The sequence below is a fragment of the Escherichia albertii NBRC 107761 = DSM 17582 genome, from assembly GCF_000759775.1.
In the GTDB taxonomy this organism is placed as follows: domain Bacteria; phylum Pseudomonadota; class Gammaproteobacteria; order Enterobacterales; family Enterobacteriaceae; genus Escherichia; species Escherichia albertii.
The window spans coordinates 1-18,149 of sequence record NZ_BBMY01000054.1; the positions used below are offsets into that span (position 1 = coordinate 1).

The window sequence follows — 18,149 nt, forward strand, 5'->3', positions numbered from 1 at the left end:
CACCCTTTCTTCTGTTGAATATAAAAATGTTGTAAATAAAAAAGGCCAGAAAGATCTGGCCTTGATTGAATTTGTATAGATTAATGGTTGGAAAACCAGTTTAACTTTTCGCGCAGACCAACAACCCGACCAATAATAATCAGCGATGGGCTATTCATTTGTTGCGCAAGTTCAGCTAATTGCATGAGCGTACCGTCAATCACGCGTTGTGTTACCGCTGTGCCGTTTTCGACAATCGCCACCGGCATTTCGCCGGGCATTCCATGTTCAATGAGTTTTTGCTGAATGGTCGCGGCCTGACTCAACCCCATGTAGAACACCAGCGTCTGTTTTTCGGCCGCCAGATTTTCCCAGTCCAGCTCGCCACCGGTTTTTAAGTGCCCGGTGATCAAACGTACGCTCTGGGCATAATCGCGATGCGTTAGCGGAATACCTGAATAAGCAGAGCAACCGGAAGCGGCGGTAATGCCCGGAACCACTGAGAACGGAATGTTTGCGTTGCACAGTGTTTCCAGCTCCTCGCCGCCGCGTCCGAAAATAAACGGATCGCCGCCTTTCAGACGCACCACGCGTTTACCTTTTTGCGCTTCCCGCAACAGGATCTGGTTAATCTCTTCCTGCGGTACGCAGTGGTATCCCGCGCGCTTGCCGACGAAAACACGATCCGCGTCGCGCCGTACCAGATTCATAATATCGTCAGAAACCAGGCGGTCGTAGACCACTACATCAGCCTGCTGAATTTGTTGCAGACCTTTCAGCGTCAGTAGCCCGGCATCGCCAGGACCTGCGCCAACCAGCACCACTTCACCGCGATGATCGAGCGGCTCGTTGAGTAACTGTTCGGTGGTTTCGGCGATGGCTTTCTGGTCGTTGTTCGCCAGCGACTGCGCCAGACGGTCATTGACGAACAGTTTTTCCCAGAAACGGCGTCGTTCCCCCATGGTGGCGAACTGTTGTTTCACCCGACGGCGTAACTGTCCGGCATATTTCGCTACCTGGCCCAGATGCAGCGGCAGGAGGGATTCCAGCTTTTCACGTAACAGTCGCGCCAGTACCGGGGAGGTGCCGCCAGAGGAGACCGCCACCATCAATGGCGAGCGGTCGATAATCGACGGCATAATGAAGCTGGCGGCTTTCGGCGCATCGACCACGTTACAGAAGATACGACGAGATTCAGCGGCCTCGCTGACGCGCTGGTTGAGTGCGTCATCATCGGTAGCTGCAATCGCCAGCCAGCAGGTGTCGAGAAGGCTTTCATCAAATGGCCCTTCGACGAGGGTTAACATGCCTGCATCTGCCCATGCGGTAAACTGCGGAATAAACGCTAATGCATTTACTGTTAGGCGAGCGCCCGCGTCCAACAGCAACCTTGCTTTGCGTTCCGCGACATCACCACCGCCGACAATCAGACAGTCGCGATCGCGTAATTGGCAAAAGATAGGCAAATGATCCACGTAAAAACCCCTTAGTGATTAACCGGCAGCCGTTTCAGTTTGATTAAATTTGTCCGCAACCGGACGATTAGCCTTCGGCGTAGCATACCAATAACCCAATCCCATGAATACGGCACCAGATAAAGTATTACCCAGCGTCACCCACAGCAGGTTATGACCAATGCCTGCCAGGCTATAGGCTTCACTGTGGTTGCCGAACCAGGAGAGGGCGAACAGCGTCATATTGGCAACTGAGTGCTCGTAACCAGAAGCGATAAACGCCAGCAGACACCACCAGATAGCGATAAACTTCGCAGCGCCTTCAGTACGTAACGCCATCCAGATTGCCAGACAAACCAACCAGTTACACAATGCGCCTTTGAAGAACAGCACCATTGCGGGGGCGGTGGTTTTAGCCAATGCGACGGAATGAACGATGCTGGTATCTACCGGCAGAAGGCTGCCGCCGCCCCAGCTATAGAGCATGGCAACAAAGACAGAACCGACCAGGTTACCCAGCCAGGTTTGCGGCAGGATTGCCCACATTTGCCCGTGACTGATGGTGCCTGCTTTCACCCCAAAGGTGAGGAACATGGTATGCCCGGTGAACAGTTCAGAACCGGCGATAATCACCAGCGTTAAAGCGATACCAAAGGTCGCGCCCATCACCAGAGGGCGAACAGATGGATCGAGCAAATTGCCGAGCGTGAAAATCAGGATGATCCCAAGACCCACATACGCGCCCGCCATAGCGGAGCTGACCCAAAAACCGAGCGGGTTATTTGCCGACAGGCGTGCAATGCGCGCAGCATTAGCCGCACACTTATTAATAGTGTCTGTAAACATTTGATTATCCTTAAATAATAAAAAAACAAAAAATAAAACAAAATAAAGCTAAATAAGATCCTGCATTGTTGGTTATCACTTTGCAGGATCATGCAAAAAGGGGAGGCATTGCGCCTCCCGTTAAAACATTAACCACGTAGCTGCACTACGCCGTCTTTCACTCGTGCTTCGTAATGCTTGACGGAAAACTGTTCGTCCTCCATGCACAAGCCGTCGCTTAAGCGAAAACGCTGTTTTTTCAGCGGACTGGCCACCCACAGCTCGCCCTGGTGTTCCGCAATCAGCCCGCGTGACAGCACGCTGGATTCGAAGAACGGATCGATGTTGCTGATCGCAAACACCTGGTCGCTGTGATATGGGCGGAAAATCGCTACCTGCTCGTCGCCTAACAGTGCGCAGACGCCGGTTTCAGGCAGGATGTCATCGATTTTGCAGATGTCTTTCCACTGGCTCATGCGTTGTCCTCCACCAGAGTTACCGGGATACGTTCATACGGCGTTGCCGGACGGTGCTGTTCGCGCTCTGGCACCATCTGCACGTTCGGGTCACGCTTATCACTGTTGATGAAGTGTTTGAAGCGAGTCTGTGCGGACGGGGTATTGACCGTTTCAGTCCACTCACAAACTACCGCTTCACGCAGGCGCGCCATCTCTTCTTCCAGATGTGCATTCAGTCCCAGTTTGTCGTCAATGATTATTGATTTCAGGTAGTCGATGCCGCCTTCCAGACTTTCTAACCACGGTGCGGTACGGGTCAGTTTGTCGGCAGTACGAATGTAGAACATCATGAAACGGTCGAGATATTTGAGCAGTGTTTCACGGTCGATATCCGCCGCTAACAGATCTGCATGACGTGGTTTCATCCCGCCGTTACCGCAAACGTACAGATTCCAGCCTTTTTCAGTGGCGATGATACCCACGTCTTTGCCTTGGGCTTCAGAACATTCACGAGTACAGCCAGAAACACCGAACTTGATTTTGTGCGGCGCACGAATGCCTTTATAACGATTTTCCAGTTCCACGCCGAGGCCCACGCTGTCGCCAACACCGTAACGACACCAGGTGCTGCCCACGCAGGTTTTTGCCATACGCAGCGCTTTCGCATAGGCATGACCAGTTTCGAAACCCGCTTCAATCAGCTGACGCCAGATTTCCGGCAGATCATCTTTCTGTGCGCCGAACATGGCGAGACGCTGAGAACCGGTAATCTTGGTGTAGAGATTAAATTCACGCGCGATACGACCCACTGCCATCAATCCTTCCGGGGTGATTTCACCGCCCGGAGAACGCGGGATCACCGAGTAGGTGCCGTCTTTCTGGATATTAGCGAGGAAGTTGTCGTTAGAATCCTGCAGCGGAGTATGCTCCGGCTTCAGAATGTATTCGTTCCAGCAGGAGGCCAGCAGCGAACCGACGGTCGGTTTACAAACTTCACAACCGTAACCTTTGCCGTGTTTCGCCAGCAGTTCTTCAAAGGTTTTGATGCCTTCAACGCGGATCAAATGGAACAGCTCCTGACGCGAGTACGCAAAGTGTTCGCACAGATTGTTGTTAACTTCGATACCCTGTTTCGCCAGTTCAGCATTTAGCACCTGGGTAACCAGTGGAATACAACCACCACAGCCGGTACCGGCTTTGGTTTCTGCTTTCAGCGCCGCAACGGTATGGCAGCCTTTGTTGATAGCCGCAATCAGGTCGCCTTTGGTGACGTCGAAGCAGGAGCAGATTTGTGCGCTGTCCGGCAGTTTATCAACACCGATGGACGGTTTACCGCTGCCAGAGTGCGCTGGCAGGATCAGGGAATCCGGGTTTTCCGGCAGTTCGATAGCGTTCAGCACTAGTTGCAGCAGGTTACCGTAGTCGCTGGTATCGCCCACCAGTACCGCACCGAGCAGCGTCTTGTTGTCTTCGCTGACAATCAGGCGTTTGTAGATCTCTTTGCTTTCGTCGAGGTAAACGTAGCTACGAGCGCCCGGAGTACGACCATGTGCGTCGCCAATACCGCCAACATCTACGCCCAGCAGTTTCAGTTTGGCGCTGAGATCGGCACCTTCAAAGGCGTTTTCGTTACCAAGAATATGGTCAACAGCCACCTGCGCCATTTTGTAACCCGGCGCAACCAGGCCATACACGCGGTTGTTCCAGCTTGCGCATTCGCCGATAGCGTAGATATCGGGATCGGAAGTCTGGCAGGCGTCGTTTATGACAATCCCCCCGCGCGGCGCAACATCCAGACCACATTGGGTGGCCAGTTTATCGCGTGGACGGATACCAGTAGAGAAGACGATAAAGTCAACTTCCAGCTCGCTACCGTCGGCAAAGCGCATAGTTTTACGCGCTTCGACGCCTTCCTGCACAATCTCAAGGGTGTTTTTGCTGGTGTGCACGTGGACACCCATGCTTTCGATTTTGCGACGTAACTGCTCACCGCCCATCTGATCAAGCTGTTCAGCCATCAGCATAGGGGCAAATTCGATAACGTGGGTTTCGATACCTAAGTTTTTCAGCGCGCCTGCGGCTTCCAGACCTAACAGGCCGCCGCCGACAACCGCACCGCGCTTGCTGCGACGGGCGCAGGATTCAATCGCGTTGAGGTCTTCAATAGTGCGATAGACAAAGCAGTCCTGGGTATCAGAACCTTTGATTGGCGGGATCCACGGATACGATCCGGTTGCCATGATCAATTTGTCATAGTAAACGGTACGTCCGGCGCTGGAGTGGATCACTTTCTCCTGACGGTTGATGGTGATTGCGCGTTCGCCGACCAGAACTTTAATGCCGTGTTTCTCGTAAAAGCCTTCGCGCACCAGCGACAGCTCTTCGGTGGTGTGGTGAGAGAAGTAAGACGAGAGGTGTACGCGGTCATAAGCGATACGCGGTTCTTCACAGAAAACGGTAATATCAAAGTTAGCCGCATCAGATTTATCAAGAAGATCTTCGATAAAGCGATGGCCGACCATACCGTTACCGATAATTGCGAGTCTGACTTTGCTCATTTTTGCCTCGATTTCTTTTTTATTACCGCCTACCTTAACGATTCAGCTACCCCGCTTATTGATGTAAATCAAATTCACCTTTATATACTCCTTAAGTGGTGTATTGCTGATTTGTATGAATTTTCTTAAGTCACGGAATTGTCTGACATTTCGTGTTTATGTAAAAAACACACAATTAGAGCGGGGATATATAGAAAGCCTGGAGATGAGGAGAGAGGTAAAAGCCGGACGACGAAAGCGGCGCCCGGCATTGGCTATTAATGAGAGGTTAAAGAACTATGCTGACGGTGACGGCTGACAAAACCTAACAGGAAGCACATCACGAATACCACAGCATACAGACCATTTGCGGTAAGCAGCGCCGCCTGTGGGCCGCTATGCTCGACAATCGGACCGGTAACCACAAAGGTCAGCATGGTGCCGATGGTGCCGCAAGTCAGGATAAAGTTAACCAGTTTTGGCGACGGTACTTTAGTCTGCTGGGAACCGAGAGTAATGATGGTGGTATAGATCGCGCTGGAGAAGAAGCCCAGCGCGAGAATGGACCACGCCATGTGCGCAGGCGTTCCGGTATTAAATACATACATCAGAATCGCAGCCAGACCTGCCAGAACGGTCAGAATACGCTGCAGGTCAAAGAAACGCAGGATAAAGCTGAAGGCCCACATGCCGACCATGTACGACATCCAGAAATTGCTCACCAGCGTACCCGCATCGTTCAGGCTCATTCCCAGACCTTTAGCATATTCCGGCACCCAGGAGATAAAGCCTAACTGACCGAGGATGTAGCACAGTGCGGCAATAGAGAGAAACAGTACGCCGATCCCCCATTTTTCTTTCACTACCGGCGCGTCAGTTTTTGGCGCATGTTTACCCAATGCCGGGAACTCACAGCCGAAGGTCAGAATAAAAATAGCGACATACACCAGCCCGATGCAGGCATAAACCCAGTACCACTCAATGCTACGCGCCAGCAGGAACGCGGCGATCATCGGGAAAATCATCCCAGCCATACTGAAGAAAGAGTCGGTAAACAGTAGACGAGAACCGCGCTGACGCCCTTCATACATTTGTGTTATGAGGAACGTGCCGATAGACATAGTGATACCGCTAACCACCCCAAGGATGAACATCGCCGCTGAGAACAGCGCCAGACTGTGGCTAAACATCAATCCAGCAACCGCCAGCACCATCAGGAGAAAACCAAAACGTAACTGCGTTTTCAGCGGGACGATTTCCATCAGCCAGGCGTTGAGGAAGATAGAGATTAAAATGCCGGCATTGAGGAAGGTGAAGGTGTTACTCATGCTGGAAACGGGCAGATTGAAATAATCGGCGATATTTCCCATCACCATCCCGGTGACAATAACCAGCGCACCGGTCAGTGCGTAGGAAAGAAAGCTAATCCATGTGAGCTTGATGCGATTGCTGTTAGTCATGATTGGCCTGTGTTCAGAAAGATAATGGCATAGCGGCTATGCCGCGAGCGGGCGATTTTAGGTGATTTTGTGATCTGATTAAATGTTTTATTGCAATCGGTTGCTAAATTACATTGCCTGCGTGATTTTGATCACGTATTGAAAAGTGATCGTCAGGTTACATATATTTCAGGTACGTAAAATTAGGTAAAGGGATGGCCTTGTCATTGAAGGCTATTTAGAATCTCTTCACTTGCTTTTTTCTGCTCTGTAAAGGAATTTTCATGTTCAAATCGACCCTGGCAGCTATGGCCGCTGTTCTCGCTCTTTCTGCTCTCTCTCCTGCAGCGATGGCCGCGAAAGGGGATCCGCACGTATTGTTGACAACCTCTGCTGGTAACATCGAACTGGAGCTGGATAGCCAGAAAGCACCGGTGTCAGTGCAAAACTTTGTCGATTATGTGAACAGCGGTTTTTATAACAATACGACCTTTCACCGGGTGATCCCTGGTTTTATGATTCAGGGCGGTGGGTTCACTGAGCAGATGCAGCAGAAAAAACCGAATCCACCGATCAAAAATGAAGCCGATAACGGCTTGCGCAACACTCGCGGCACCATCGCTATGGCGCGTACTGCCGATAAAGACAGCGCGACCAGCCAGTTCTTTATCAACGTTGCCGACAATGCCTTCCTCGACCACGGTCAGCGTGATTTCGGTTACGCCGTCTTTGGTAAAGTGGTGAAAGGTATGGACGTTGCCGATAAGATTTCCCAGGTCCCGACTCATGACGTTGGCCCGTACCGGAATGTGCCGTCAAAACCGGTAGTTATCCTTTCCGCTAAAGTCCTGCCGTAATCATTTCTCGCGCGGGCAATATTGTCCGCGCATTTGCTCTCCCGGCGTAACCCGGATTTGCCGCTTATACTTGTGGCAAATGGACACGTTCAGGGAGGCATCAAGTGAAGAAACTCACCGATAAGCAAAAGTCCCGTCTCTGAGAGCTTCAGCGTAATCGTAATTTCCAGGCCAGCCGTCGTCTTGAAGGCGTTGAGATGCCATTAGTCACTCTTACTGCCGCAGAGGCTTTGGCGCGCCTTGAAGAGCTGAGGGGGCACTATGAGCGATAAATTCGGCGAAGGGCGCGACCCGTATCTCTATCCTGGCCTCGACATCATGCGTAACCGACTGGATATCCGCCAGCAGCAGCAACTGGAGCAGGCCGCTTACGAAATGACGGCACTGCGTGCGGCGACTATCGAACTTGGTCCGCTGGTGCGTGGTTTACCGCACTTATGTGTTATTCACCGCCAGTTGTATCAGGATATTTTCGACTGGGCGGGCCAACTGCGTGAAGTCGATATTTATCAGGGAGATACACCGTTTTGCCACTTTGCTTATATCGAAAAAGAGGGGAACGGCCTGATGCAGGCTCTGGAGGCAGAAGGGTATCTGACTGGTCTTGAGAAAGAGATGTTCGTTGAGCGACTGGCGCATTATTATTGTGAAATCAACGTGCTGCATCCATTTCGTGTTGGAAGCGGTCTGGCGCAGCGCATCTTCTTCGAACAACTGGCGATTCATGCCGGATATCAACTGAGCTGGCTGGGTATCGAAAAAGAGGCCTGGAATCAGGCGAATCAGAGCGGGGCCATGGGTGATCTCACCGCATTGCAGACGATATTTAGCAAAGTGGTAAGCGAAGCCGGGGAATCTGAGTAAAATAGCGCGGTTCTTTCGTACCGGAGCTGCCATGATCCTGCTTATTGATAACTACGATTCTTTCACCTGGAACCTCTACCAGTATTTTTGCGAACTGGGAGCTGATGTGCTGGTTAAGCGTAACGATGCGTTGACGTTGGCAGATATCGACGCCCTTAAACCGCAGAAAATTGTCATCTCGCCTGGCCCCTGTACGCCCGATGAAGCCGGGATCTCCCTTGACGTTATTCGTCACTACGCCGGGCGCTTGCCGATTCTTGGCGTCTGCCTCGGTCATCAGGCAATGGCGCAGGCATTTGGTGGCAAAGTTGTGCGCGCCGCAAAGGTCATGCACGGCAAAACTTCACCGATTACGCATAACGGTGAGGGCGTATTTAAGGGGCTGGCAAATCCACTCACCGTGACACGCTACCATTCGCTGGTGGTGGAACCCGACTTATTACCCGCGTGTTTTGAAGTGACTGCCTGGAGCGAAACCCGTGAGATTATGGGAGTTCGCCATCGCCAGTGGGATCTTGAAGGCGTACAGTTCCATCCAGAAAGTATTCTCAGCGAACAAGGGCATCAACTGCTGGCTAATTTTCTGCATCGCTGATTTGTGGTTGCCATCAGGTGATTTTTTATGCATATTTTGTGATTATAATTTCACATTGGTTTATGCGTAACAGGGTGATCATGAGATGGCAACTGAACAAACAGCAATTACACGTGCGACTTTCGATGAAGTGATCCTGCCGATTTATGCACCGGCGGCGTTTATTCCAGTAAAAGGTCAGGGCAGCCGAATTTGGGATCAGCAGGGCAAGGAGTACATCGATTTCGCGGGGGGTATTGCGGTGACGGCGTTAGGCCATTGCCATCCGGCGCTGGTGGAAGCGTTAAAAAACCAGGGGGAAACGCTATGGCATATCAGTAACGTTTTCACCAATGAACCGGCGCTGCGTCTTGGGCGTAAACTGATTGAGGCAACGTTTGCCGAACGCGTAGTGTTTATGAACTCCGGCACGGAAGCTAACGAAACAGCCTTTAAACTGGCACGCCATTACGCCTGTGTGCGCCATAGCCCGTTCAAAACCAAAATTATTGCCTTCCACAACGCTTTTCATGGTCGTTCGCTGTTTACCGTCTCGGTGGGTGGGCAGCCCAAATATTCCGACGGCTTTGGGCCAAAACCGGCAGACATCATCCACGTTCCCTTTAACGATCTCCACGCAGTAAAAGCCGTGATGGATGATCATACCTGCGCGGTCGTTGTTGAGCCGATTCAGGGAGAGGGCGGCGTGACAGCAGCGACGCCAGAATTCTTGCAAGGTTTGCGCGAGTTGTGCGATCAGCATCAGGCATTATTGGTGTTTGATGAAGTGCAGTGCGGGATGGGGCGGACCGGCGATCTGTTTGCCTATATGCACTATGGCGTGACGCCGGATATTTTGACCTCTGCGAAAGCCTTAGGCGGCGGCTTCCCGATTAGCGCCATGCTGACTACGGCAGAAATTGCTTCTGCGTTTCATCCGGGTTCTCACGGTTCAACCTACGGCGGTAATCCGCTGGCCTGTGCGGTGGCGGGCGCGGCCTTTGATATCATCAATACGCCGGAGGTGCTGGAAGGTATTCACGCGAAACGCCAGCGTTTTGTTGACCATTTGCAGAAGATAGATCAGCAGTACGATGTGTTTAGCGATATTCGCGGTATGGGGTTGTTGATTGGCGCTGAGCTGAAACCACAGTACAAAGGTCGGGCGCGTGATTTCCTGTATGCGGGCGCTGAGGCTGGCGTCATGGTGTTGAATGCCGGCCCCGATGTGATGCGCTTTGCACCGTCGCTGGTGGTGGAAGACGCTGATATCGACGAAGGGATGCAACGTTTTGCCCGCGCCATGGCGAAGGTGGTTGGGGCGTAAAACGGACCCAGGCCTGATAAGACGCGTTAAGCGTCGCATCAGGCAAAGGGGGGCGGATGCGGCGTGAACGCCTTATCCGATCTACGGTTTGCTCCAGGCAATGAATTGATTACGCCTTCGAATCCCGCAACTTGCGGTTCAACCAAATCCCGTGATGCGGTCGCTGTCGCCACGCCATCGACGAAATGGTATGCATGGTGTTCAGATGACCAATAACCCGCTGTAAATGCTGTTCCAGCGTACCTGCCGCACCTTCGTGCGGCTGCATCTCCGGCGCATCCATAATATTGGTATCGCCAGAACTTCCCGGTTCGTCATACTCCAGCCGCTGTTGACAACGCTGAATGGCAATTTCACAAGACTGCAAATATTCTTGTGCCAGCTCCGGCGGTAATGTCCGATGTTCCCGCGCCAGTGTGGTCATGGCATTAATATGCTCAACAATAAACTGACTGTGCGTTACCCACAGTTTCATATCGGCCAGGTAATGGCTGTTAAATGCGGGTTCCTGCATCGCCTGATTTAATGAGTTATAGAGGGTGTTATGCGCTTGATTCACCCGCATTCGCTGCCAGGCCAGTGGTGTAGGTTGTGGATCTTTACTCAGAATCAGACGAATCGCTTCCTGATAGGTTTCTAAAGCATCATGGGCGTTTTTCCGCAATAAGCCGCTCTGCCATTGCGGCCACAGCCAGACCGTGCCACCGAAAGCAATCAAACAACCAATAATGGTATCGATAAGACGAGGAATGATGTACTGCTCGCCGTTCAGCCACAGCAATTGCAGGGTATACACGGCGGTAATGGTAAAACCGACCGTCGCCCAGCCGTAGTTTTTGCGCAATATCAGATAGCTGGCGAGCGTGGTGAGTAGCATCAGCGTCAGGGTGTAGCCTTCCGGTATTTTGAAGTGCAGCGCCACGCCTGCAATGATTAACCCAACGACAGTTCCGACGGAACGATTCACAATCCGCAAGCGAGTCGCACCATAGCCATTTTGCGTTACCAGCAACACGGTCATCAGGATCCAGTACGATTTCGGTAAATGCAAAGCAGTTCCCATCAAGCTGGCAACGCTTAACATCACGCTCAGTCGTCCGGCATTACGCAACGCCGGAGATTTTAATGAGAGATAGCTTTTCAGCGCCGGGAGTAAAGGCATCCGGCGTTGTTTATCGGCCAACAGGTCGCGAGCATAAAGCGGCCTTTGCGTACGCAACACGCGGGCAATGCGACTGAAATGCCAGTAACAGAACTGCCCTACGGGGTTATCCGGGTGCTGGCGGGCAATTTTCTCCAGTGCGCCAATTTGCTTTTCCATCGTAAAACGTGTTGGCAGGCGATGGTAAAGAATGTCATCAGCCAGTACGCGCAGACGAGTGGCGACGGTTTGCGCATTCCAGCGGATAACCTCTTCAGCATGGCTACGCTCGACCAGCTTTTGCACCTCTTCAGGTTGATGCAAACTGACCGAAATATGCTCCTGTAAGTCCAGCGCTTCCTGGAAAATACGTAGCATCCGCTTGTAATCGGTATTATTTTGCGCGGAAAGCATATGCATTTGCTGATAGCACTGGGTAATTAAATCAACGGCTTTTTGCTGGCGCACCAGCAGCGGCGGCAATGCTTTTTCAGGATCGGTATGCTGGGTAAGCAGGCTATATTTGGCTTCGCAATAATCTGCCAGTTCACGGTACAGCAAGCTAAGTGACTCGCGTAGCGGTTGTTCGCGCCAGAGCCAGAACCAAAACCAGTTGAACAACCCGTACCAGAGCGTGCCTAATGCGTAGATGAGCAACGGTTCCCAGACTGGCATGTATCCTGCCAGACTTAAGGTAAAAATGGCGGCCAGCAGCGATGCGGGGAGTAATTTAGCGTGTAAAGGCCCCAGTTCGGCAGTGACGCCAAGCATCAGGGTTAACCCGGTCAGTAGAAAGGGTAGGGGAACATCTTTTGTCAGTAAGAGTTGCGTCAGCAAACTACAGGTAGCAAACAGCGACGCGCCAATGATTAAGCGTTTGAAAAAACGTTTGTGGGGAGTATCAAGCCCCGCGATGTTACAGCAGGCAGGAACCAGGGAGAAGAGAAGACCAAATCTTAACTCACCAAGCATTAACCCAACGGCCACGGGCAAACATAGCACCAGCGTTTGGCGTAGTGCATAGTTGATATCGGGATGATAAATCAGTCTGCGCCACATCGGGTTAAACAAAATGGCGCGCTATTCAGTAACGCGCCACTCCGACGGGATTAACGGGTGCCGTAAACGACGATGGTTTTACCGTGTGCGGAGATCAGATTTTGATCTTCCAGCATCTTCAGGATGCGCCCTACGGTTTCACGGGAACAGCCGACAATCTGACCGATTTCCTGGCGAGTAATTTTGATTTGCATACCGTCCGGGTGAGTCATGGCATCAGGCTGTTTGGCCAGATTCAGCAGCGTCTGCGCGATGCGACCTGTAACGTCAAGGAACGCCAGGTTGCCCACTTTCTCTGAAGTGACTTGCAGACGACGCGCCATCTGTGCAGAGAGACGCATCAGAATATCCGGGTTTACCTGAATCAGTTGGCGAAATTTTTTGTATGAAATTTCAGCCACTTCACAGGCCGTTTTCGCACGTACCCATGCGCTACGCTCCTGGCCTTCTTCAAACAGGCCCAGTTCGCCAATAAAATCACCCTGATTCAGATAGGAGAGGATCATTTCTTTACCCTCTTCGTCTTTGATCAGCACTGCCACAGAGCCTTTAACGATGTAATACAGCGTTTCCGCTTTTTCACCCTGGTGAATAAGCGTGCTCTTGGATGGGTACTTATGAATGTGGCAATGAGACAAGAACCATTCGAGAGTCGGGTCTGTTTGCGGTTTGCCAAGCACCATGCGCGGTTATCCTCTGTTATAAGCTTTCTCCAGAGCCAGATAACGCCGCTGTCTCTGGATTGCCGAAATATGCTTCCCGCTACCTGGGAAGGGGCTATCAACTGTACTGCACGGTAATGTGACGTCCTTTGTATACATGCAGTACATCAATGTATTACTGTAGCATCCTGACTGTTTTAGCATAGCTTTCGCCTTGTGTCTCCTGGTGTCTCGCTTCAGCATGACCCAGGTCGCCTTCCGTTGCGCGATTTGGTCAGTACGCGTACTCTGTCAGGAAAATTGATGCAATGGAGTTCCAATTATGCAAGCGCGTGTGAAGTGGGTCGAAGGGTTAACTTTTCTGGGCGAATCCGCCTCTGGTCACCAGATTTTAATGGACGGCAATTCTGGCGATAAAGCCCCCAGTCCGATGGAAATGGTGTTGATGGCGGCAGGTGGTTGTAGTGCCATTGATGTGGTGTCTATTCTGCAAAAAGCGCGTCAGGATGTGGTCGATTGTGAAGTAAAACTGACCTCTGAACGCCGCGAAGAGGCGCCACGCCTGTTTACGCACATTAATCTGCATTTTATTGTCACTGGTCGTGACTTAAAAGACGCAGCGGTTGCGCGTGCGGTGGATCTCTCAGCCGAAAAGTATTGCTCGGTGGCGCTAATGCTGGAAAAAGCAGTGAATATTACCCATTCGTATGAAGTGGTTGACGCGTGATTTCATGATTAAAATATGAAGCCGGATAATATTCTATCCGGCTTCAAAAGTGAGTTACTCGATTTTCTTCCCTTCCATCAAGCGTTGTACCAGCGGCAGCATAATTAACTCCATTGCCAGACCCATTTTGCCGCCTGGCACTACTAATGTATTGATGTGAGAAATGAATGAACCCTGCAACATCGCCAGCAGCCAGGGGAAATCAATACCTTCCAGATTACGGAAATGGATCACCACAAAGCTTTCATCCAGCGACGGGATACCTTTTGCCGCGAACGGATTTGAGGTGTCGACAGTGGGAACGCGCTGGAAGTTAATATGGGTGCGGGAAAACTGCGGCGTGATGTAGTTGATATAGTCTTCCATTGAACGCACAACTGAGTCTATTACCGCCTCTCGTGAGTGCCCGCGCTCGCTGGTGTCGCGAATGAGCTTTTGAATCCACTCAAGGTTAACGATAGGCACCACGCCGACCAGTAAATCCACATGTTGCGCAACGTTATGCTGTGGCGTGACTACGCCGCCGTGTAAACCTTCATAAAACAGGACATCAGTGGGTTCCGGCAGCGGTTGCCACGGAGTGAATGTCCCCGGCACCTGATTCCACGGTACCGCTTCATCGTAGGTGTGCAGATATTTACGAGATTTCCCTTTACCGCTCTGACCGTATTCAATGAAGGTCTGTTCCAGCAGGCCGAAATCGTTAGCCTCGGGGCCGAAGTAACTGATATGCCGCCCGGCATCGCGCGCTTTGCGGATCGCCATGTCCATTTCCGGGCGGGTATAGCGGTGAAAACTGTCGCCTTCCACTTCGGCTGCATGCAGATTTAACTGCGCGAATATTTTGCGAAACGCGAGGCTGGTGGTGGTGGTCCCCGCGCCGCTGGATCCTGTTACCGCAATGACCGGATGTTTGGCAGACATAGTAACTCCATGACTTAGCTATCATTATTATCTCGTCCGCCGACGGTTGCAGGTTATTCGCGAAACTGACTGCGCGGCATGATATTGACCGTTTCGTGCAGTTCCGACCACACCAGCACCGCTTCTCCGCACTGTAGCTGGCGTTTGACGTCGGCGACTTTCTGTTCAAGTGTGCGCTCATATTCACCATAATCGGTGCCTTCACGTAACACAAAGCTTTCAATTAAATTTTCCAGCGTTTCGGGGGAGAGGTCTTGCCAGGGAATCAACATGATTTCGCCTCCAGATACGTTGATAACCAGTCAGGAATGCGTGACTCGAGCCACATTTTCGGGTGGAATAACGTACCGCCAATGAAGCCGACGTGACCGCCATGTTCAGTCAGTTGATACTCCACCTGAGGAGGTAAATTTTCCGGTTTCGGGATCACCTGATGATCCATAAACGGATCGTCTTTGGCGTGAATAATCAGCGTCGGTTTGGCTATCCGATTGAGCATCGGCATGGCGCTACATTGACGATAATAGTCGATAGCGTCAGCGTAGCCGTGAATTTTGGCGGTGATCAGATCGTCAAATTCACGAATGCGACGTACCGATTTTAACTGCGCGAGATTAATCGGTAGCGTACCGGGGTAGGCCGCCAGTTTGCGCGCAGCATTGGCTTTTAACAGGTTCAGCAAGTAACGCTGATACACGCGGGAAAAGCCCTTTTCCATATGATAACTACAGGCTTCCAGCATAAACGGCGCGGAGACAATCACTGCCGCATCAATCGGGAGATCATTGCCTTCTTTAGCCAGCAAACAGGCCAGCATATTACCACCGAGCGAATAGCCGACGGCAGCCGTTGGCGCATGACCAAACTCACGTTGCAGCCAGCGTAAAAACCAGCTGGCGTCTTCGGTTTCTCCCGAATGGTAAATGCGGTGCATACGGTTTGGTTCACCGCTGCAGCCGCGAAAATGCATCACCACGCCCAGCCAGCCGCGCTTTTTCGCCGCCTCGACCAGACCATGCGCATAAGGGCTATTGAGGCTGCCTTCCAGCCCGTGAAACACAACCAGACGCGGTTTATATTGCGCCTGTGCGGGATCTTCACTCCACGCGAGATCGACAAAATCGCCGTCGGGCAGTTCCAGTCGCTGCCAGTACGGGGTGAATTTCACCTGACGACGAAACAGACGCGGCAGCATGGTTTGCAGATGGCAATTACTGAAACCGCGCATGGGGGTGAACTCAGCACTGCTGCTGGCGTCGTTGAGATCGGTTGCCGTTATCTGCGCCATCAGTTGCTTTGGCCTTCCTGCAGCATCTGCTCAAGTTGTTCCTGGGCTTCCAGCCACGCCATTTCGCACTCTTCCAGTCTGGATTTGGCGCTGGCTTGTTGTTGCAGGCAGGCGGTCAGTTCTGCTTTACGGCTCTGGTCGTACAGTTCGCTGTCGGCAAGTTTCTCTTCCGCCTGCGTCAGTTGCGTGTTTAGCGCCTCCATCTCTTTTTCCAGACGAGCAATCTCTTTACGCAGGGGCTGAGTTTGCGCACGTAATTCTGCTTCCCGACGCTTCTGATCTTTACGCGCCTGGGCGCTGTTCGCGTTCTCTTTTGGCGCTTCGTCGGCCTGGTTTTCCTGCTTTTGTACGTCGCTCAACCACTGTTGATAATCTTCCAGATCGCCGTCAAACGGTTCGACTTTACGATCGTGAACCAGATAGAGATCGTCAGTAGTGGAACGCAGTAAATGGCGGTCGTGCGAAACGACGACCAGCGCGCCTTCAAATTCGAGCAACGCTTCGGTGAGTGCCTGGCGCATGTCGAGGTCAAGGTGGTTGGTCGGTTCGTCGAGCAGCAACAGATTCGGACGTTGCCAGACGATTAATGCCAGTACCAGGCGGGCTTTTTCTCCACCGGAGAAACGGCGCGTTTCTTCCGTCACTTTATCGCCCTGGAAACCAAAGCCGCCGAGGTAGTCACGCAGTTTTTGCTCCAGCTCTTGCGGCGCTAAACGTGCCAGATGTTGAATAGGTGATTCGTCGGCGCGCAGATACTCCAGTTGATGCTGGGCGAAGTAGCCGAGTTTGATCCCTTTCGCCAGACCAATTTCACCGCTGACTGGCGCCAGCTCTCCAGCTAACAGTTTGATTAATGTTGATTTACCTGCGCCGTTGCGGCCTAACAGACCAATGCGCGAACCCGGTACCAGATTCAGTTTTATCGAATCGAGAATAATGCGATCGCCATAGCCTGCGCTGACTTTTTCCATCTTCAACAACGGATTTGGCAGGCTTTCCGGTGCGCGGAAGCTAAAGCGGAACGGGTTGTCGACGTGCGCGGGAGCAATCAACTCCATACGCTCGAGCATCTTAATGCGGCTTTGGGCCTGTTTTGCTTTAGTGGCTTTGGCACGGAAACGATCGATGTAACTTTGCAGATGTGCCACGCGCTCTTGCTGGCTTTCGTACATCGCCTGTTGTTGCGCCAGACGGGTAGCGCGCTGTACTTCAAAGGAGCTGTAGTTACCGGTGTACTCGAACATATTTTGCTGTTCGATATGAATGATTTTATCGACGATCGGATCGAGAAAGTCACGGTCGTGGGAGATCAGGATCAATGTACCCTGATAGCTCTTCAGCCATTTTTCCAGCCAGATAACGGCATCAAGATCGAGGTGGTTTGTCGGTTCGTCGAGCAGCAGTAAGTCTGAACGGCAAATCAGCGCCTGAGCGAGGTTAAGGCGCATACGCCAGCCACCGGAGAAATCGCTCACCGGACGCTCCAGTTGCTCATTGCTGAAACCGAGGCCGTGCAGCAGGCTGGCGGCGCGGGAACGAATACTCCACGCGTCGATAGCGTCCAGCTTGCCGTGAATGGTGGCAATGGCGTGCCCGTCGTTACGTTCGTTGGCGTCGTGGAGTTGTGCTTCCAGTTGGCGATATTCGCGGTCGCCATCAATGACATATTCCAGCGCTGCTTGGGGTAGTGCTGGTGTTTCCTGATTCACCCACGCCAGTTGCCAGCTACCAGGGAAGGTGTAGCTGCCGCCGTCGGCGCTGATTTCATTTTTCAGCAATGCGAGCAGGGTAGATTTACCGCAGCCGTTTTTACCCACCAGGCCGACTTTCTGACCAGGGTTAATGGTGGCGGTGGCATTATCCAGCAGGACGCGCACGCCGCGACGAATTTGTAACGAGGAGAAAACAATCATAAGGCGCCGTATGTTCAGACTATGTTAAATTATCATTATGATAATGTAGTGTATGGGCGAGCTGCCGCACCGGGCGCAATGGTAGCCCAAAACAGCGACGCGACACAAAACACAAAACCAT

Annotated in this window: 16 protein-coding genes and 1 pseudogene; 6 read left to right on the forward strand and 11 right to left on the reverse strand. The window is 52.0% G+C overall.

Annotated elements, in window-relative coordinates; all coding sequences use genetic code 11:
• Nucleotides 1–80: 80 nt before the first annotated feature.
• The 5 genes from cysG to tsgA all read right to left on the reverse strand — a co-directional run bounded on the left by cysG (nucleotide 81) and on the right by tsgA (nucleotide 6,713).
• The gene (cysG, locus tag EA14781_RS11400) at nucleotides 81–1,454 is read right to left on the reverse strand and encodes a siroheme synthase CysG (RefSeq protein WP_000349879.1); all 1,374 of its coding nucleotides are present in this window, start codon (nucleotides 1,452–1,454) and stop codon (nucleotides 81–83) included.
• Nucleotides 1,455–1,472: 18 nt separating this feature from the next.
• The gene (nirC, locus tag EA14781_RS11405) at nucleotides 1,473–2,279 is read right to left on the reverse strand and encodes a nitrite transporter NirC (RefSeq protein ID WP_000493565.1); all 807 of its coding nucleotides are present in this window, start codon (nucleotides 2,277–2,279) and stop codon (nucleotides 1,473–1,475) included.
• 128 nt (nucleotides 2,280–2,407) lie between these two features.
• Entirely contained in the window at nucleotides 2,408–2,734 is a 327-nt protein-coding gene (gene nirD / locus EA14781_RS11410; protein WP_000084764.1) for a nitrite reductase small subunit NirD, read from the reverse strand.
• Nucleotides 2,731–5,274, reverse strand: coding sequence for an NADPH-nitrite reductase large subunit (gene nirB / locus EA14781_RS11415; RefSeq protein WP_000049236.1), 2,544 nt, complete (start codon nucleotides 5,272–5,274; stop codon nucleotides 2,731–2,733). Before nirB ends, nirD begins: the two co-directional genes overlap by 4 nt.
• 257 nt (nucleotides 5,275–5,531) lie before the next feature.
• Nucleotides 5,532–6,713, reverse strand: a complete 1,182-nt coding sequence (gene tsgA, locus EA14781_RS11420; protein ID WP_000185234.1) for an MFS transporter TsgA — start codon at nucleotides 6,711–6,713, stop codon at nucleotides 5,532–5,534.
• A 263-nt stretch (nucleotides 6,714–6,976) separates the two neighbouring features.
• Between tsgA and ppiA the strand changes: the two genes are divergently transcribed.
• The 5 genes and pseudogenes from ppiA (at nucleotide 6,977) to argD (ending at nucleotide 10,314) form a co-directional block, all read left to right on the forward strand.
• On the forward strand, nucleotides 6,977–7,549 hold the full coding sequence (ppiA, locus tag EA14781_RS11425; protein WP_000477235.1) for a peptidylprolyl isomerase A: 573 nt from the start codon (nucleotides 6,977–6,979) through the stop codon (nucleotides 7,547–7,549).
• A gap of 104 nt (nucleotides 7,550–7,653) precedes the next feature.
• A pseudogene (ficA, locus tag EA14781_RS11430) lies at nucleotides 7,654–7,821 on the forward strand (FicA/YhfG family antitoxin).
• Nucleotides 7,811–8,413 carry a putative adenosine monophosphate-protein transferase Fic gene (locus EA14781_RS11435; protein WP_001280617.1) on the forward strand — a complete coding sequence of 201 codons (603 nt, stop codon included), beginning with the start codon at nucleotides 7,811–7,813 and terminating at the stop codon, nucleotides 8,411–8,413. The pseudogene ficA and the gene EA14781_RS11435 overlap by 11 nt, the downstream one beginning before the upstream one ends.
• 31 nt (nucleotides 8,414–8,444) lie before the next feature.
• Entirely contained in the window at nucleotides 8,445–9,008 is a 564-nt protein-coding gene (gene pabA, locus EA14781_RS11440) for an aminodeoxychorismate synthase component 2 (RefSeq protein WP_000601841.1), read from the forward strand.
• Between the two features lie 85 nt (nucleotides 9,009–9,093).
• Nucleotides 9,094–10,314 (forward strand): bifunctional acetylornithine/succinyldiaminopimelate transaminase, encoded by a 1,221-nt coding sequence (argD, locus tag EA14781_RS11445; RefSeq protein WP_000190007.1) that lies wholly within the window; start codon nucleotides 9,094–9,096, stop codon nucleotides 10,312–10,314.
• Between the two features lie 109 nt (nucleotides 10,315–10,423).
• Here argD and EA14781_RS11450 read toward each other — a convergent pair whose 3' ends face one another.
• Nucleotides 10,424–12,514, reverse strand: coding sequence for a YccS/YhfK family putative transporter (locus EA14781_RS11450; RefSeq protein WP_000269301.1), 2,091 nt, complete (start codon nucleotides 12,512–12,514; stop codon nucleotides 10,424–10,426).
• A gap of 50 nt (nucleotides 12,515–12,564) precedes the next feature.
• Nucleotides 12,565–13,197 carry a cAMP-activated global transcriptional regulator CRP gene (crp, locus tag EA14781_RS11455; protein WP_000242755.1) on the reverse strand — a complete coding sequence of 211 codons (633 nt, stop codon included), beginning with the start codon at nucleotides 13,195–13,197 and terminating at the stop codon, nucleotides 12,565–12,567.
• A 301-nt stretch (nucleotides 13,198–13,498) separates the two neighbouring features.
• Here crp and EA14781_RS11465 point away from each other — a divergent pair, with 301 nt between their 5' ends.
• On the forward strand, nucleotides 13,499–13,903 hold the full coding sequence (locus EA14781_RS11465) for an OsmC family protein (protein WP_001148906.1): 405 nt from the start codon (nucleotides 13,499–13,501) through the stop codon (nucleotides 13,901–13,903).
• Between the two features lie 54 nt (nucleotides 13,904–13,957).
• Here the strand turns inward: EA14781_RS11465 and EA14781_RS11470 are convergent, their stop codons facing one another.
• The 4 genes from EA14781_RS11470 to EA14781_RS11485 are packed head-to-tail and all read right to left on the reverse strand — an operon-like array spanning nucleotide 13,958 to nucleotide 18,028.
• Complete coding sequence (locus EA14781_RS11470) at nucleotides 13,958–14,827, reverse strand: phosphoribulokinase (RefSeq protein ID WP_001274673.1); 870 nt, start codon at nucleotides 14,825–14,827, stop codon at nucleotides 13,958–13,960.
• Between the two features lie 53 nt (nucleotides 14,828–14,880).
• The gene (locus tag EA14781_RS11475) at nucleotides 14,881–15,099 is read right to left on the reverse strand and encodes a YheU family protein (protein WP_000907087.1); all 219 of its coding nucleotides are present in this window, start codon (nucleotides 15,097–15,099) and stop codon (nucleotides 14,881–14,883) included.
• Nucleotides 15,093–16,115, reverse strand: a complete 1,023-nt coding sequence (locus EA14781_RS11480; protein ID WP_000057338.1) for a hydrolase — start codon at nucleotides 16,113–16,115, stop codon at nucleotides 15,093–15,095. Before EA14781_RS11480 ends, EA14781_RS11475 begins: the two co-directional genes overlap by 7 nt.
• Nucleotides 16,115–18,028 carry an ABC transporter ATP-binding protein gene (locus tag EA14781_RS11485; RefSeq protein ID WP_000634785.1) on the reverse strand — a complete coding sequence of 638 codons (1,914 nt, stop codon included), beginning with the start codon at nucleotides 18,026–18,028 and terminating at the stop codon, nucleotides 16,115–16,117. The genes EA14781_RS11480 and EA14781_RS11485 overlap by 1 nt, the downstream gene beginning before the upstream one ends.
• Nucleotides 18,029–18,149: the final 121 nt, after the last annotated feature.

What these genes read in the sequence shown, in the direction of transcription:
- crp (WP_000242755.1), bottom strand. Translation starts at nt 13,197, where the DNA reads ATGGTGCTTGGCAAACCGCAAACAGACCCGACTCTCGAATGGTTCTTG.
- EA14781_RS11470 (WP_001274673.1), bottom strand. Translation starts at nt 14,827, where the DNA reads ATGTCTGCCAAACATCCGGTCATTGCGGTAACAGGATCCAGCGGCGCG.
- pabA (WP_000601841.1), top strand. Translation starts at nt 8,445, where the DNA reads ATGATCCTGCTTATTGATAACTACGATTCTTTCACCTGGAACCTCTAC.
- argD (WP_000190007.1), top strand. Translation starts at nt 9,094, where the DNA reads ATGGCAACTGAACAAACAGCAATTACACGTGCGACTTTCGATGAAGTG.
- nirC (WP_000493565.1), bottom strand. Translation starts at nt 2,279, where the DNA reads ATGTTTACAGACACTATTAATAAGTGTGCGGCTAATGCTGCGCGCATT.
- EA14781_RS11450 (WP_000269301.1), bottom strand. Translation starts at nt 12,514, where the DNA reads ATGTGGCGCAGACTGATTTATCATCCCGATATCAACTATGCACTACGC.
- EA14781_RS11475 (WP_000907087.1), bottom strand. Translation starts at nt 15,099, where the DNA reads ATGTTGATTCCCTGGCAAGACCTCTCCCCCGAAACGCTGGAAAATTTA.
- EA14781_RS11465 (WP_001148906.1), top strand. Translation starts at nt 13,499, where the DNA reads ATGCAAGCGCGTGTGAAGTGGGTCGAAGGGTTAACTTTTCTGGGCGAA.
- ppiA (WP_000477235.1), top strand. Translation starts at nt 6,977, where the DNA reads ATGTTCAAATCGACCCTGGCAGCTATGGCCGCTGTTCTCGCTCTTTCT.
- EA14781_RS11435 (WP_001280617.1), top strand. Translation starts at nt 7,811, where the DNA reads ATGAGCGATAAATTCGGCGAAGGGCGCGACCCGTATCTCTATCCTGGC.
- nirD (WP_000084764.1), bottom strand. Translation starts at nt 2,734, where the DNA reads ATGAGCCAGTGGAAAGACATCTGCAAAATCGATGACATCCTGCCTGAA.
- tsgA (WP_000185234.1), bottom strand. Translation starts at nt 6,713, where the DNA reads ATGACTAACAGCAATCGCATCAAGCTCACATGGATTAGCTTTCTTTCC.
- EA14781_RS11480 (WP_000057338.1), bottom strand. Translation starts at nt 16,115, where the DNA reads ATGGCGCAGATAACGGCAACCGATCTCAACGACGCCAGCAGCAGTGCT.
- EA14781_RS11485 (WP_000634785.1), bottom strand. Translation starts at nt 18,028, where the DNA reads ATGATTGTTTTCTCCTCGTTACAAATTCGTCGCGGCGTGCGCGTCCTG.
- nirB (WP_000049236.1), bottom strand. Translation starts at nt 5,274, where the DNA reads ATGAGCAAAGTCAGACTCGCAATTATCGGTAACGGTATGGTCGGCCAT.